This is a genomic window from Arthrobacter sp. UYNi723 (assembly GCF_054057635.1).
Window position 1 is genome coordinate 88,350 of sequence record NZ_JBSRZM010000002.1, and the last position, 14,461, is coordinate 102,810.

Annotated in this window: 12 protein-coding genes; 7 read left to right on the top strand and 5 right to left on the bottom strand. The window is 62.1% G+C overall.

Annotation, left to right across the window (positions count from 1 at the left end):
- Nucleotide 1: 1 nt before the first annotated feature.
- Nucleotides 2-1,891, bottom strand: a complete 1,890-nt coding sequence (glmS, locus tag ACVWY0_RS02245) for a glutamine--fructose-6-phosphate transaminase (isomerizing) (protein WP_485835259.1) — start codon at nucleotides 1,889-1,891, stop codon at nucleotides 2-4.
- A gap of 32 nt (nucleotides 1,892-1,923) precedes the next feature.
- Nucleotides 1,924-3,279, bottom strand: coding sequence for an ATP-binding protein (locus tag ACVWY0_RS02250; RefSeq protein WP_485835260.1), 1,356 nt, complete (start codon nucleotides 3,277-3,279; stop codon nucleotides 1,924-1,926).
- A 36-nt stretch (nucleotides 3,280-3,315) separates the two neighbouring features.
- Between ACVWY0_RS02250 and coaA the strand changes: the two genes are divergently transcribed.
- The 3 genes from coaA (at nucleotide 3,316) to mscL (ending at nucleotide 5,614) form a co-directional block, all read left to right on the top strand.
- Complete coding sequence (gene coaA, locus ACVWY0_RS02255; protein WP_485835261.1) at nucleotides 3,316-4,281, top strand: type I pantothenate kinase; 966 nt, start codon at nucleotides 3,316-3,318, stop codon at nucleotides 4,279-4,281.
- Nucleotides 4,282-4,301: 20 nt separating this feature from the next.
- Nucleotides 4,302-5,159, top strand: coding sequence for a M15 family metallopeptidase (locus tag ACVWY0_RS02260; RefSeq protein WP_485835262.1), 858 nt, complete (start codon nucleotides 4,302-4,304; stop codon nucleotides 5,157-5,159).
- A 65-nt stretch (nucleotides 5,160-5,224) separates the two neighbouring features.
- Entirely contained in the window at nucleotides 5,225-5,614 is a 390-nt protein-coding gene (gene mscL / locus ACVWY0_RS02265) for a large conductance mechanosensitive channel protein MscL (RefSeq protein WP_104062597.1), read from the top strand.
- A 60-nt stretch (nucleotides 5,615-5,674) separates the two neighbouring features.
- Here mscL and glmM read toward each other — a convergent pair whose 3' ends face one another.
- A complete protein-coding gene (gene glmM / locus ACVWY0_RS02270; RefSeq protein WP_485835263.1) occupies nucleotides 5,675-7,036 on the bottom strand; it encodes a phosphoglucosamine mutase in 1,362 nt (453 codons plus the stop codon).
- Nucleotides 7,037-7,230: 194 nt separating this feature from the next.
- Between glmM and ACVWY0_RS02275 the strand changes: the two genes are divergently transcribed.
- The 3 genes from ACVWY0_RS02275 to ACVWY0_RS02285 all read left to right on the top strand — a co-directional run bounded on the left by ACVWY0_RS02275 (nucleotide 7,231) and on the right by ACVWY0_RS02285 (nucleotide 12,249).
- Entirely contained in the window at nucleotides 7,231-8,469 is a 1,239-nt protein-coding gene (locus ACVWY0_RS02275) for a bifunctional glycosyltransferase family 2/GtrA family protein (protein WP_485835264.1), read from the top strand.
- Nucleotides 8,466-10,349: an ArnT family glycosyltransferase gene (locus ACVWY0_RS02280; RefSeq protein WP_485835265.1), complete on the top strand. Its 1,884-nt coding sequence runs from the start codon at nucleotides 8,466-8,468 to the stop codon at nucleotides 10,347-10,349. Before ACVWY0_RS02275 ends, ACVWY0_RS02280 begins: the two co-directional genes overlap by 4 nt.
- 100 nt (nucleotides 10,350-10,449) lie before the next feature.
- Nucleotides 10,450-12,249, top strand: coding sequence for a glycosyltransferase family 39 protein (locus ACVWY0_RS02285; protein WP_485835266.1), 1,800 nt, complete (start codon nucleotides 10,450-10,452; stop codon nucleotides 12,247-12,249).
- 61 nt (nucleotides 12,250-12,310) lie between these two features.
- Here ACVWY0_RS02285 and rpsI read toward each other — a convergent pair whose 3' ends face one another.
- Nucleotides 12,311-12,817 (bottom strand): 30S ribosomal protein S9, encoded by a 507-nt coding sequence (rpsI, locus tag ACVWY0_RS02290; RefSeq protein ID WP_056344277.1) that lies wholly within the window; start codon nucleotides 12,815-12,817, stop codon nucleotides 12,311-12,313.
- 38 nt (nucleotides 12,818-12,855) lie between these two features.
- Nucleotides 12,856-13,299, bottom strand: a complete 444-nt coding sequence (rplM, locus tag ACVWY0_RS02295; protein ID WP_058931751.1) for a 50S ribosomal protein L13 — start codon at nucleotides 13,297-13,299, stop codon at nucleotides 12,856-12,858.
- Nucleotides 13,300-13,596: 297 nt separating this feature from the next.
- On the opposite strand from rplM, the gene ACVWY0_RS02300 reads away from it, so the two are divergent.
- The gene (locus ACVWY0_RS02300; protein ID WP_485835267.1) at nucleotides 13,597-14,262 is read left to right on the top strand and encodes a prepilin peptidase; all 666 of its coding nucleotides are present in this window, start codon (nucleotides 13,597-13,599) and stop codon (nucleotides 14,260-14,262) included.
- The last annotated feature ends 199 nt before the right edge of the window (nucleotides 14,263-14,461 follow it).

The window sequence follows — 14,461 nt, forward strand, 5'->3', positions numbered from 1 at the left end:
GTTACTCTACGGTGACGCTCTTGGCGAGGTTGCGGGGCTGGTCCACGTCGTAGCCCTTGGCCGAGGCGAGGGCCAGGGCGAAGATCTGCAGCGGGACCGTGCTGAGCAGCGGTGCCAGCAGCGTGTCCGTCGCCGGGACGTAGAAAACGTGCTCGGCGTAGGCCTTCACGGCCTCGTCGCCCTCTTCGGCGATCACGATGGTCTTGGCGCCGCGGGCCCGGACTTCCTGGATGTTCGAGACCACCTTGGCGTGCAGCGAGTCGCGGCCGCGCGGGGACGGGACCACCACAAACACGGGCTGGCCTTCCTCGATCAGCGCGATCGGGCCGTGTTTGAGCTCGCCGGCGGCGAACCCTTCGGCGTGGATGTACGCGAGCTCCTTGAGCTTCAGCGCACCTTCCATGGCCACCGGGAAGCCAACGTGGCGGCCCAGGAACAGCACGGACTTCGCATCCTTCATGGACGTGCCGAGTTCCTTGATCTGCGCCTCGTTGTCCAGGATCCGCTGGATCTTGGCCGGGATCTTGTTCAGGTCCGCCAGGATGTCCTTGATCTCGCCCTGGAACTTGTTCCCGCGCAGCTGCGCCAGGTACAGGCCCAGCAGGTAGGCGGCGGTGATCTGGGCCAGGAATGCCTTGGTGGAGGCCACCGCGATTTCCGGGCCGGCGTGCGTGTAGAGCACGGCGTCGGATTCACGCGGGATCGTGGAGCCGTTGGTGTTGCAGATCGAGACTGTCTTGGCGCCCTGTTCCTTGGCGTAGCGGACGGCCATCAGGGTGTCCATGGTCTCGCCGGACTGGGAGATCGAGACGATCAGAGTGTTCGCGTCCACGATCGGGTCCCGGTAGCGGAACTCGTGGGAGAGTTCCACCTCGGTGGCGATCCGGCACCAGCGCTCGATGGCGTACTTGGCCACCTGCCCGGCGTACGCGGACGTGCCGCAGGCCAGCACAATGATCTTGTCGATGTTCTTCAGCAGCTGCGGGTCAATGCGGAGCTCATCGAGGGTCAGCTTGCCGTTGACGTCCGAGCGGCCCAGCAGGGTCTGCAGCACGGCATTGGGCTGGTCATGGATTTCCTTCTCCATGAAGGACGGGAACCCGCCCTTTTCCGCCGATTCCGGATCCCAGTCCACGTGGTATTCCTTGCCCTCGGCCGGGGCGCCATAGAAATCGGTGATCTCCACCGTGTCCGCGGTGATGGTGACAATCTGGTCCTGGCCCAGCTCCACCGCACGGCGGGTGTAATCGATGAACCCGGACACGTCCGAGCCCAGGAAGTTCTCGCCCTCGCCCAGGCCCACCACCAGGGGTGAGTTACGGCGTGCAGCCACCACAACGTCGGGCTGGTCCGCGTGCACGGCAAGCAGCGTGAAAGCACCCTCAAGGCGCTGGCAGGCGAGCTGCATCGCCAGCGTCAGGCCGCCGCCGGACGCAACACCACCCAGCTTGTTGCGGAAAATATCACCCAGCAGCACGGCCGCGACCTCGGTGTCCGTCTCGGACTCGAACGCGTAGCCCTTGGCCACGAGCTCCAGCTTCAGCTCGGCAAAGTTTTCGATGATGCCGTTGTGGATCAGGGCCAGCTTGCCGCCGTCGGCCAGGTGCGGGTGCGCGTTCTGGTCAGTGGGGCCTCCGTGCGTGGCCCAGCGGGTGTGGCCGATACCGGTGAACGTCTCCGGCAGCGGGTGTTCCTCCAGCTCGGCGAGGAGGTTGCTCAGCTTGCCGGACTTCTTCCGGGACTCGATGGACCCGTGAGAGACCACCGCCACGCCCGCGGAGTCGTAACCCCGGTACTCAAGGCGGCGCAATCCTTCAAGGACTACATCCAACGCGCTGTGACCGGAATTCCCACGGTCAGAATGGCCCACATATCCAACGATTCCACACATGGGCCCCAGCTTATCGGCAGCTGCGCTGAGATCTAAACCGCGTGACGAGGCTCACGCCCAAACCTGCTGATGTAATCCGCCATCCCAGGAACGGTGAAGGCGAGATAGCCGCGGCGTGGGGCGTAGATGAGACCCGCGTGGATTAGTGAATGCCTCGCTGCGGACACCGCGGTTTGAACCCTGCCCAGCCGTGTAGCGATGTCGCTGACCAGTGAAGGGGCGTCGTTGTCCTGGGCCATGGCAGCCATAAACTCCTGCTGGGCAGTGGTCGCCCTTTCCCAGCGTGAGTTGTAGAGTCCGGCGTCCACTTCGTCGCGGGCCCTGCCGATCCCTATGCGTGCATCATCTGCGTCGATTGTCCGGGAAGCCGCAACATCCCAGATGTGCTTGCCGCAGGCCTGGACGAAATATGGGTACCCGCCGGATGCTTTCAGGACAACAACCAAGGCATTTTCGCTCCAGGTCACGCGCTCCCGCTGCGATGGTGTTACGAGGGCGTCCTTGGTGTCCTCGTCGCTTAGGAGCCCCACAGTTCGGTATAGATACATGCGCTCTGCGTAGGTGGAAGCTTTGGAAAGGACGGAAGGCAGCGACGGGAGGCCCGTGCCGAGGAACATGAGCGGCGCGGGACGCGGATCTTGGCCGAGCTGGTGCAAGGCGACGTTGAGCGCCTCCAGGTCCTCCTTTGGTGCTTCCTGCAGCTCATCGACAGCCAGCAGAACTCCCGTTCCGGCGGCACGAGCGGCGAGGCCCAGCGATTCCAGCATTTCGGCAAGGTCTGTTGAGAGCTGGCCGCTGTCAGCCTTCCCTGCCGCGGCCTGGATGTCGAACCCGAAACCGTACGTGCCGGCCGGGTCGACTTTGAGCTGAAACGAGCGGAAGACGGCGAAGGCCTCACGGAATGACCGCTTGACCTTCTCGGAGACCGTGGCCGCTTTGCGTAGGGCGACGTAGATTTCTTTGGCCAGCTGAACCGCCAGCGGCTGGCTGCCGGATGCTTCAAGCTTGACGACGACCCAGCCTGCATCAACGGCGTTTCGAGCGCATTGGTTCAGCAGCACAGTCTTACCAACACCCCGAAGGCCGGAGATGATCCATGGCCGCTCCCCCTCACCGTCGGCGGCTACGGCTACGAGCGTGTCCATGAAGTCAGCCAGTACTGCAGAGCGGCCAGCGAGTTCAGGAGGTACCCGACCCGCGCCGGGCCGGAATGGGTTAGGGGTATTCAGAATCATGAATCCAATCCTATCTGCAATTATTTTGAGATCAAGATAATTATGGATTATTTGGCATAAAGTAGCGCCATCCGCGCGAGCAAAAATACCTGAGGTCAGCGCAACACGAATCCGATCATCCTGACGGTAAGTCGTTACAACAGGGTGCTCCATTTCGCTCTCAGCCGCGCGAGGGGCAGAATCTCTAAGGTGACTTTGCAACGCAACGAAGCGAACGGTGAGGGTGTCTCCCCGTTCGTTGAGCTGGACCGCCAGACCTGGTCCCGGCTCGCCGCCCAGATGGAGCAGCCCCTTAACGAAGAGGACATTGTCCGTCTGCGTGGCCTCGGCGATCCCCTGGACATGAAGGAGATCCGCGAGGTCTACCTGCCCCTGTCCCGGCTCTTGCACCTTTATGTGGAGGCCGCGGGCCAGCTTCATGCGGCCACCACCACCTTCCTGGGTGAGCAGACCCAGCGCACTCCGTTTGTCATCGGTGTGGCCGGCTCGGTGGCCGTGGGCAAATCCACCATCGCCCGCGTGCTCCGGGAGATGCTGCGGCGCTGGCCCGGCACCCCCAACGTTGAGCTGATCACCACGGACGGCTTCCTCTATCCCCTGGCCGAGCTCAAGCGCCGCCAACTGCTGGAACGCAAAGGCTTCCCCGAGTCCTACGACCGCCGCGCCCTGCTGCGCTTTGTGAGCGAGATCAAGGGCGGCGCCGAGGAAGTCCGGGCGCCCTGGTACTCCCACGTCACATACGACATCGTTCCGGATAAGGAAGTGGTGGTCCGCCGCCCGGACGTGCTGATCGTGGAGGGCCTGAACGTGCTGGCCCCCGCCCGCCCGCGCCATGACGGCAAGCAGGGCCTGGCGCTGAGTGACTTCTTCGACTTCTCCATCTATGTGGACGCCAAGACCTCCTACATCGAGGAGTGGTACGTGGAGCGGTTCCGCAAGCTCCAGAGCACCGCGTTCGCGCAGCCGGAGTCCTACTTCCACCGCTATGCGACGCTTTCCGACGCCGAAGCGGAGACCACCGCCCGGGACATCTGGAAGCGCATCAACGAGCCCAACCTGGAGGAAAACGTCCTCCCCACCCGTGGCCGCGCCCAGCTGGTTCTGTCCAAGGACGCGGACCACTCCATCCGCCGCATGCTCCTGCGGAAGGTTTAACACAGGTGTGCCACGGCTGCGTGGCAGGCAGCGTCCCTTCGGGGGCCAGCCGGCGGTCCTTCGCGCGGTTCCTCGCCGCCGGTGCCGGGCTGACCGTGCTGGCAGCGTGCACGCCGGAGGCACCCGCCGCGGTGGCGCCGTCGTCGTCCTCCCCTGCACCTGCAGTGGCCTCCGCGTCCCCCTCCCCCGTGGCGGCCCAAGCTGTGGAAAGCACGACGGCGGCAGCTGAGCCGCCTGCGCAGGCTCCCGTGCCGCCGTCGGCAGCGCTCCCCCGTCAGTTCTCGCTGACGGATCCGGCCAGCCCGTGGCTGGTGGTCAACAAACACCGTCCGCTGGCGCCGGCGGACTACGTTCCGGCAGATCTGGTCCAGCCCAACGTCCGGCTGGCCGTTTCCGGCGAAGCGGCCCTGCTGAACAGCACAACGGCGGTTGCCGCGGAAGCGATGTTCGCCGCGGCCGCGCAGGACGGCGTCGCCATGACGCTGGCGAGCGGATACCGGTCCCACGGCACGCAGGTGGCCACGTACAACGGCTATGTGGCGGCCCGCGGCCAGGCCGATGCCGACACCGCCAGCGCCCGGCCCGGCTACTCGGAACACCAGACCGGCTGGTCCTTCGACATCGGCGACGGCGGCGGAGCGTGCGGCTTCCAGCCCTGCTTCGCGGATCAGCCCGCGGCAGTGTGGGCGAAGGCGAACGCTCACCGGTTTGGCTTTGTGGTGCGGTATCCGTGGATGTTCCACCCGATTACCGGCTACTTCTACGAGCCCTGGCACCTTCGGTACGTCGGTGTGGAGGCGGCCACGGACATGGTGAACCGCGGCATCAGCACTGTGGAGGAGTACTTCGGCGTGGACGCGGCGCCGGGGTACGCCTGAACACCGTGCTGATGTGTTGCAGGGGCGTCATCCCCTGTTAACGGCGATGCGCTAGCTTGGTACTCATGCTGACAGGATTCAAGAATTTCATTATGAAGGGCAATGTCGTTGACCTTGCCGTAGCCGTTGTGATGGGTGCCGCATTCAGCTCCGTCGTGACCTCTATCGTCCAGGGCCTGCTGACGCCCCTGATCGGACGTCTGTTCAGTGCCAAGGGCGTTGAAGAGATGCAGTGGGAGGGATTCATGTATGGGTCCGTCATCTCCTCCATCATTTCTTTCGTGCTGGTGGCCGCCTCCATCTACTTCGTGGTGGTACTTCCCATGAACCACATGATCGAGCTCCGTAACCGCAAGCTGGGAATCAACAAGGACGTCAAGGAAGAGGCTGCGGAAGACCCGCAGATCGCCCTGCTTACCGAAATCCGGGATGCGCTGAAGGTCAGCGACCGCTGACAAAGGAGAATGGCCAGTCTCCCTGCGGAGGCCGGCCATTCTTTTTTGGTGCTTTCCGGGTCAGTCCGCCACCAGCTCCAGCGCGAGCTCGGTGCGGACAACCTGGGCAAGGCGCTCGGCGACGGACTGGGCCGTGGCTTCGTCGCCGGCTTCCACCATGACCCGCACTACGGGCTCGGTGCCTGAGGGGCGGAGCAGGACACGTCCGTTATCGCCCAGCTCGGCTTCGGCCAGGACCACGGCCTGCGCCAGCGCGTCGGAACTACCCACGCGGGTGCGGTCAACGCCCTTGACGTTGATGAGTACCTGCGGGAGCTTGGTCATCACAGTGGCGAGCTGCTTGAGCGTCCGTCCCGTCAGGGCGACCTGCGCGGCCAGCTGTAGCCCGGTGAGGACGCCGTCGCCTGTGGTGGCGTAGTCAGCGAAGATCACGTGGCCGGACTGCTCGCCGCCGAGGTTGTATCCGCCGTCGCGCATCTCCTCAAGGACATAGCGGTCCCCGACACCTGTTTCGCGGATCGTGATGCCTGCTTGGCGCAGTGCGATCTTGAGACCGAGGTTGCTCATCACAGTAGCCACCAGGACATCGTCGATGAGCTTGCCTGAGGCTTTGAGGGCGACGGCCAGGATCGCCATGATCTGGTCACCGTCCACCTCTGTGCCTTCGTGGTCCACGGCGAGGCAGCGGTCGGCGTCGCCGTCGTGGGCGATGCCGAGGTCGGCTCGGTGCTTCAGCACGGCGGCCTTGAGCGGACCCAGGTGTGTGGAGCCCACACCGTCGTTGATGTTGTGGCCGTCCGGCTCGGCGCCGATGACGATGACGTCAGCGCCGGCGTCCTTGAAGACCTGGGGTGAGCAGCCGCTGGCGGCCCCGTGCGCGCAGTCCAGCACAACCTTCAGGCCGTCGAGTCGGTGCGGGAGCGTCTGCAGGAGGTGGACGATGTAGCGGTCCTCAGCATCGGAGAAGCGCTGGATCCGTCCAACATCGCTGCCGACGGGTCGCTGCGGCTCCTTACCCATCTGCTCCTCGATGGCGTTCTCCACGTCATCGGGAAGCTTCTGGCCGCCGCGCGCGAAGAACTTGATGCCGTTATCAGGGGCCGGATTGTGGGAGGCCGAGATCATGACGCCGAAGTCGGCGTCGAGGTCTGCCACGAGGTAGGCCGCGGCCGGCGTCGGGAGAACTCCGGCGTCGTAGACGTCGATACCAGAGCTGGACAGCCCTGCCTCCACGGCGGCGGCGATGAATTCCCCGCTGGCGCGGGGATCCCGCGCCACCACGGCGCGGGGCCGGGTGCCGTTGGTATTGCGGTCATGACCAAGCACGACGGCGGCCGCCTGGGCCAGGTTCATCGCCAGCTCGGCAGTCAACAGGCCGTTAGCCAGGCCCCGGACACCATCTGTTCCAAATAATCTAGACATCGGGTCAAGTCTAAAGGATGGGGGCCAAAAGGCCTCCTGGCCCGTCGTCAACGGCCGCGCCTACCTGTTCTCCTGACCCCATTACCTGTCCTCGAAGCGGACTGATCACGCGGACTACTTGGTTTTTTAGGGTGGTACCTGTCTTTGCCAAAAAGCCTCGCCACTGGTCTTAGCCGGCCCCTACTATTCGATGCATGACACCTAGCTATGGGGGCTTGGCGCTCGAAATTGTGGTACCGGTTTTCAATGAGGAAGCGGTACTCGAGAACAGCATCATAAGGCTCGCCGAATATCTGACGCTCGAAATGCCTTCGACGTGGAAAATCACCATTGCGGACAATGCAAGCACTGACAGGACTCCGGTGATTGCAGCTCGGCTCAGCGAGCATCTGCCCAACGTGGAGTACCGCCGTCTGGAAGTAAAGGGACGGGGGTACGCTCTCCGGGATGCTTGGGGAGCTTCGGAGGCGAAAGTCCTCGCGTACTTGGATGTTGATCTGTCCACTGACCTCGCTGCGCTGCCGCCATTGGTGGCACCGCTATTGTCAAGGCACTCGGATATTTCCATCGGCACACGACTCGGACAAAGCTCCCGCATCAGCCGCGGCCCCAAGCGGGAATTCATTTCCCGTTCCTACAATTTCCTGCTTCGCCGGACAATGCAGGTGCGATTTTCCGACGCTCAGTGCGGATTCAAGGCAATTCGGGCGGACGTCGCAAGGCGCTTGCTTCCGCATGTTGAAGATAATGGCTGGTTCTTTGATACCGAACTGCTGATTATTGCCGAGCGTTCCGGGCTGCGCATTCACGAAATTCCGGTCGATTGGGTGGATGACCCCGACAGCCGAGTGGACATCAGGCAGACGGCCCTGGACGACATCCGCGGCATGGTCCGTGTGGCAGGTTCTCTGGTCAAGGGTTCGATTCCGGTTCAGGCCATCTATGCCGAGCTTGGACGGCGCCCAGTCGTCCCGCCCGGCCGGCCCAGCTTCTTTGGCCAGGTAATCCGCTTCGGCCTGGTGGGAGCCGTTTCAACCCTCGCTTTCGCACTGCTCTACCTGGTTCTCCAGGGCCCGTTCGGGGCGCAGCAGGCGAATTTCCTGGCACTCCTGCTGACGGCCGTCGGTAACACTGCGGCCAACCGTAGGTTCACCTTTGGTATCAGCGGCCCGGCGAAACTCTTCACTCAGCAATTCCAAGGTTTGATCCTCTTCCTGCTGGCCTGGGCCATTACGTCCTCGTCGCTGTTGGTGCTTCATTCCGTAAACCTGGATGCTACGCCTAGCATGGAACTTCTTACGCTGAGTGCGGCCAACATCTTCGCAACGTTGATGCGGTTCGTACTTCTCCGGATCTGGGTCTTCAGGGTCCGCAGCAGTGACGAACGGTCCGCCGTGCTTGCGCTGCGGCCCGCTGGAGAGTCCGTCCGTTGAGTGTCGCGGCGGCGAGCCGGACCACGGCTCCCCACGGCGTCCATGCTGCTCGCAGGCAATTGCCGTGGGAAAGAATCGGACTAATTGTCCTCCTCGCGGGTACCGCCGCGTCATTCCTGTGGGGCCTCGACCGCAACGGTTGGGCAAACCCCTACTACTCGGCTGCCGCCCAGGCCGGATCCCAGGACTGGAAGGCCCTCTTCTTCGGATCCCTCGACGCCGGCAACCTGATCACCATCGACAAGCCGCCGCTCAGCGTCTGGATCATGTCACTCTCTGTGCGGCTCTTCGGGCTTAACTCCTGGGCAATTTTGGTGCCACAGGCGCTCATGGGCATAGCCACCTCCTGGCTCATCTACAAGATCATCCGGCGCAGCCACCCAGCCGCTCCGGCACTGCTGGGTGGCCTGATCTATGCGACAACCCCCGTTGTGGTGCTCATGTCACGGTTCAACAACCCAGAGCCTCTCATGGGGCTCCTGACCGTGGCCGCCGCCTACTTCGTTATTCGTGCAGTGGAAGACAACCGCTGGTCCTGGTACCTGCTCGCAGGAACAGCGCTCGGTCTGGGCTTCATGGCAAAGCAGATCCAGGCATTCCTCCCCATCCCGGCGCTTGTGCTGGCTATACTCCTTTTTGGGGCCGGCCCCTTGCGTTCACGCCTCGTCAGGCTGCTGGGCGCACTCACTGCATTGGTGGTCAGCGGCGGCTGGTGGATGGCCGTGGTGGAACTGACTCCAACTGGGAACCGCCCGTATGTCGGAGGATCTGCGTTGAACAGTGTCATTGAGCTCACCCTGGATTACAACGGCCTGGCGCGCTTCCTCCGGTTAAGCACAGATCCCCAGTCCGGCCTGGCAGCCGCCCCTGATGATCCAACGGTCGAGTTTGACGGCGGCCTAAGCAGGTTGTTCAATGCAAACTTTGCCCCGGAGGGGGCCTGGCTGCTCTTTACTGCCCTGACATGCGCCCTCGCCCTGGTTTTGCTGTGGCGGCAGGCGGAGGGGACCAGACCCGCATCAGGCCTCATGACCGGGGGGGTCGCGTGGCTGATTTCCGTAGCCGCTGTCTTGAGTTTCATGGGCACGATGACGCACACTTACTACGTTTTTTCCATCGCGGCTCCTGTGGCAATTGTGGTGCCTTTGGGCCTTCACCTGCTCTGGAAGCAACGGCAGCGGCTGGTACCGCAGTTGATTGGCGCAGTCCTATTGATCGGGACGGGTTACACCGCTATCCGGATCTTCGAGTACAGCAATGACTGGGGCTTCTGGCCGTTGGCAGTGGCGATAGCAACCGTCCCCGCAGTGGCGGGCTGGATGTGTGCCTCGACGAACTTCCAACGGCTCGCAACCCTCGCGCTGGTCACGCTGACGATGGTGCTGGCCCCGGTGGCAACCGACGTCGTCACCTTGTCCAATTCACACTCAGGGACCAACCCATTGTCCGGTCCGGTAGGGAACAGCCCTGGTGCGCTGTCCGCCCACCTAGATGCCGCCCGGCGCGGTGACCCCCCATTGGCCCGACAGCTTGGATTCGGAGTCCAGCCGTCCACGGATGTGACAGCCCTGCTCAAGGAGTCCAGCGGATCAGAATGGGCTGCGGCAACATACACCGCGCAGAACGCAGCGCAGTACCAGCTCGCATCCCAGCGGCCGGTAATAGCACTCGGAGGGTGGCTCGGAGACGACCCGGCTCCGACGTTCGCTCAGTTCAAGGCATTCGTTGAAGACCGGAAAATCGCGTACTTCATTTGGCAACAGCCGATAGTGGACGAAATCCCGCTGGGACGGGATGCTGTTGCCATCACGGATTGGGTTCAGTCAAACTTCGAGGGGGAGCACATTGACGGTGTCAGAATCTACGACCTTCGAGACTGAGGAACGGCAGAGCAGGCCCCGACGCGGGTGGAACAGGCTCTGGACCGGGCGCCCTCGGGATCCGGCGTGGGAACGGCCTGTCCTGCTCATCGTTCTGGCGGTGAACGCAACGCTGAACTTTTGGAATCTTGGCATCAACGGCTGGGCCAACGCCTACTACAGCGCAGCAGTCCAAGCTGGCTCCATTGACTGGAAGGCCTACTTCTTCGGGTCCCTGGACTGGGGCAATTCAATAACTGTTGATAAGCCGCCCCTGAGCCTTTGGATCATGGGCCTGTCAGCCCGGATCTTCGGGTTCTCCCCCGAAAGTATGATGGCACCTCAGGCTGCGACGGGAGTGTTGACTACATTCCTTATTTATGCGTTGCTGCGTCGGAACTTTTCCGCCCCCGCGGCCATCGGCGCTGCGGCAGTATTCTTCACCACGCCAATAATCACGCTTCTCTCCAGATACAACAACCCTGATCCTTTGATGCTGCTTCTGATGGTCGCTGCAGCCTACCTGGTGGTGCGCGCAGTGGACTCCGGCAGCATACGAACCATAGTGTGGGCAGGAACATTGCTCGGACTGGCTTTCATGACTAAGCAACTTCAGGCCTTGCTCTGTGTCCCGGCTCTGGGCGCTGCTTTTTTGCTTGCCAGCAGATCGCCCCTGTGGCATCGACTTCGTGTAGGGTTCGCGTGCCTCGCAGCCCTGCTGGTCTCCGGCGCGGCTTGGATGATCATCGTGGAGCTAATTCCACCTTCGGGCCGCCCGTATGTCGGCGGATCACCGAGCAACAGCATTATTCAGTTGACCGTCGGTTACAACGGCATAGAGCGCATAATCAGCACTCAGGAGGATCCAGTAATCCAACTGATTCCCGAAGGCTTTCGTTCAGAGAAAAGTGATGCCGGGCTGTTCCGGCTGTTCAACGCGAATTTCGCCCAAGAGGGATCGTGGCTACTCATCGTCGCGCTGCTTGCGTGCCTCATCATAGCCATGAATTGGCGGCAGTTGATGGCCGAGCCTGGCAAGTTGGCGACTGCAGTCGCAGGCGTGGGCTGGTTTCTGACTACCTACGTTTTGCTGAGCTTTATGGGTAATGAGATACATACGTATTACACCGCAGCTATGGTGCCGCCACTGACCTTAGTCATTGGCGTGGCCGTCGACGTGCTTATCAGTTGTCGGATTACCGTCGCCGCACGTCTGTCCATTTGCGTAACAGGGTTCCTAGGCTCGGCTTTTGCTGCAGCCATCTTAAACGCTGGAAGCGGTTGGCCCAACTTTATTGGACCCGCCATTGTGATTGTCGGGTGCGTCGGCTCGGTGTTGATCGCCATCAAGCCACCCTTTGGGTGGATCGATAAGGTTGCAGTTGGTCTACTTGTCTTGGCGCTTTTGGCGGCGCCGTCCGTTGTATCGGTGTACAACGCGGCTTCGCCGCATGCGGGATCCAATCCACTCTCCGGCCCGGTGACAAAAAGCGAGGTCACCATCAGCCGCTTTCTTGAAGGCGCGTCAAAAGGGGACCCATTGTGGGCGCAGGAACTGGGATTTGGGCTTGAGCCCGGTGAAGCGTTGATCGCACGTCTGAGCGGGGCCACCAACTGCCATTGGGCTGCAGCTACGTATCCAGGGCAGACTGCGGCCAAATATCAATTGGCTGTCGGCAAGCCCATCATGTCGATATCGGGGTTCATGGGAGTGGATCCCAGCCCGACGCTGCAGCAGTTCCAGGAAGATGTGGAGTCAGGGAATATTTGCTACCTCGTGGCGCAGCAAAGCCACTTGGACGTTCCTGGCCGAAGCTCAACATTGAAAGAAATCTCAGTTTGGGTCGAGCACACGTTCGAGTCTGAAATCGTTGATGGAGCCGAAGTCTTCGATCTCCGGAACAAGGCGCCGGCCAGGTAATGACGCAGTACGACAGAAAGCCCGCCCCGCCAATGGCGGGACGGGCTTCCGTGCAAGCGGATTAGCGCTTCGAGTACTGCTGAGCCTTACGGGCCTTCTTGAGACCAGCCTTCTTACGCTCGATGACGCGTGCGTCACGGCGCAGGTAACCGGCCTTCTTCAGGGTGGCGCGGTTGTTCTCGGTGTCGATCTCGTTCAGTGAACGGGCGATGCCGAGGCGCAGGGCCCCAGCCTGGCCGGAGATGCCGCCACCGTGGATGCGGGCGATGACGTCGTAGGCGCCGTCAAGATCGAGGATCTTGAAGGGCTCGTTGACGTCCTGCTGGTGCAGCTTGTTCGGGAAGTAGTTGTCCAGCGCGCGGCCGTTGATGGTCCACTTGCCTGTGCCGGGGACGATGCGCACGCGGGCAACAGCTTCCTTGCGGCGGCCAACTGCGGCGCCGGCTACGGTCAGTGCCGGGCGTTCCTTCTTCGGCGCTTCTGCTTCTGCAGGACCGCTCTCCGAGGTGTAGCTGGTCGGGTTTTCCTCAGCCACAACGGCCTCGGTGGTCTCTTCGTTCTGAGCCACGATTCTCCTTGTATAGATAAGTTGTTTGGTGGCCAGGACTACTGGGCGACCTGGGAAATTTCGAACGTCTTGGGCTGCTGGGCAGCGTGCGGGTGCTCTGCACCGCGGTACACCTTCAGCTTGCCCAGCTGCTGTGCAGCGAGGGAGTTCTTGGGGAGCATGCCCTTGATGGCCTTCTCAACGGCGCGGACCGGGTTTGACTCCAGGAGTTCCGCGTAGTTGACGGAGGTCAGGCCGCCCGGGTAGCCGGAGTGGCGGTATGCGCGCTTCTGCTCCAGCTTGGCGCCGGTCAGGGCTACCTTCTCAGCGTTGATGATGATGACGAAGTCGCCCATGTCCATGTGGGACGCAAAGGTGGCCTTGTGCTTGCCGCGCAGCAGGATTGCGGTCTGGCTCGCGAGACGACCAAGGACAACGTCTGTGGCGTCAATGACGTGCCACTGGCGGTTGATATCGCCGGGCTTCGGGGTGTACGTACGCACGGTTTTTGCCTCGTTCTTGTTCTGGCGTTCTTGTTTAGGTGTCACTCAAGCGTGTGCACCTACTATCTATGCGCTACCGGAACAGAGGTGAGGGCTCCATGTAACCAGTCATCCTGAGGTCCCGAATGTGCTCGTTGAGTAGTTATCCTGCAACCGGATTCTCAAGCGGGCACGCATCATCGAGAAAGGACACGCACAACGACTACCAATGTTAGCTTGAACCGGGCCTCAGGGTCAAAATGGGGTAGCCGGACGCTCCGTCGCCACCCGCCGGCCTTATGCACGCAAGGGGACTCAGTGATTTCTTTGGGCAATGCCGGCACCTCCGAGCCACTGTTTGTGGCGGTCATCGGACTCCTGGGATTCATCCTTGCACCCCTTGCAGAGCTGGCCATTGCCAGGCTCCTCCCCCGGCTTGGCGGACTGCCTGCTACCCGGGTCCGGGTTACGACGGCGGCTGTCACCGCAGCGGTCTGCATCGCCTTTGCGCTCCGGTTCGGGAATGACGCGCAGCTGCCGGCATTTATGCTTCTCGCCATACTGGGAATCCAGCTGGCACGAATTGATATTTCACTTCATCTGCTGCCGAATCAGCTGGTATTGGCCCTTCTATTCGGCGGCCTCATTCTCCTTTCGGCATCTACGATTGCTGGGGAACCCTGGAGCGACGTCGTTCGAGCCGTAGCTGGCGGTGCAATCCTGTTCGTCATCTACCTGATTCTGGGCCTAATCTCTCCTCAGGGCATCGGAATGGGAGACGTAAAGCTGGCGGGCCCGGTCGGCCTCTACTTGGGGTACTTGGGCTGGAGCCACTTGCTCTACGGCGGCCTGCTTGGCTTCATTCTTGGAGGAATTGCGTCCGCCCTGATGCTGAGGTTGAAGCGGGCCAATAAGCCGACAGAAGTGGCCTTCGGCCCATCAATGCTTGCAACGACAGTTGCACTCTCCCTCGTCTCAGGTTGAGCTGACCCGGACTCCGGGATGCTCCCGGGCGGACCACAACGGACCGCCCCAAGTACTGACACAAGCCAAAAACTGAGTACTCGAAATCGGTCGTCGCGTACGCCCGAACAATAGCCAGCAAAAAGTCGAGTACCACTACGCATTGTTGGCCCTGTGCCGCGGTGCAATTCTTTAGCTAGCGAAAGTCCAGCAGCTAAGG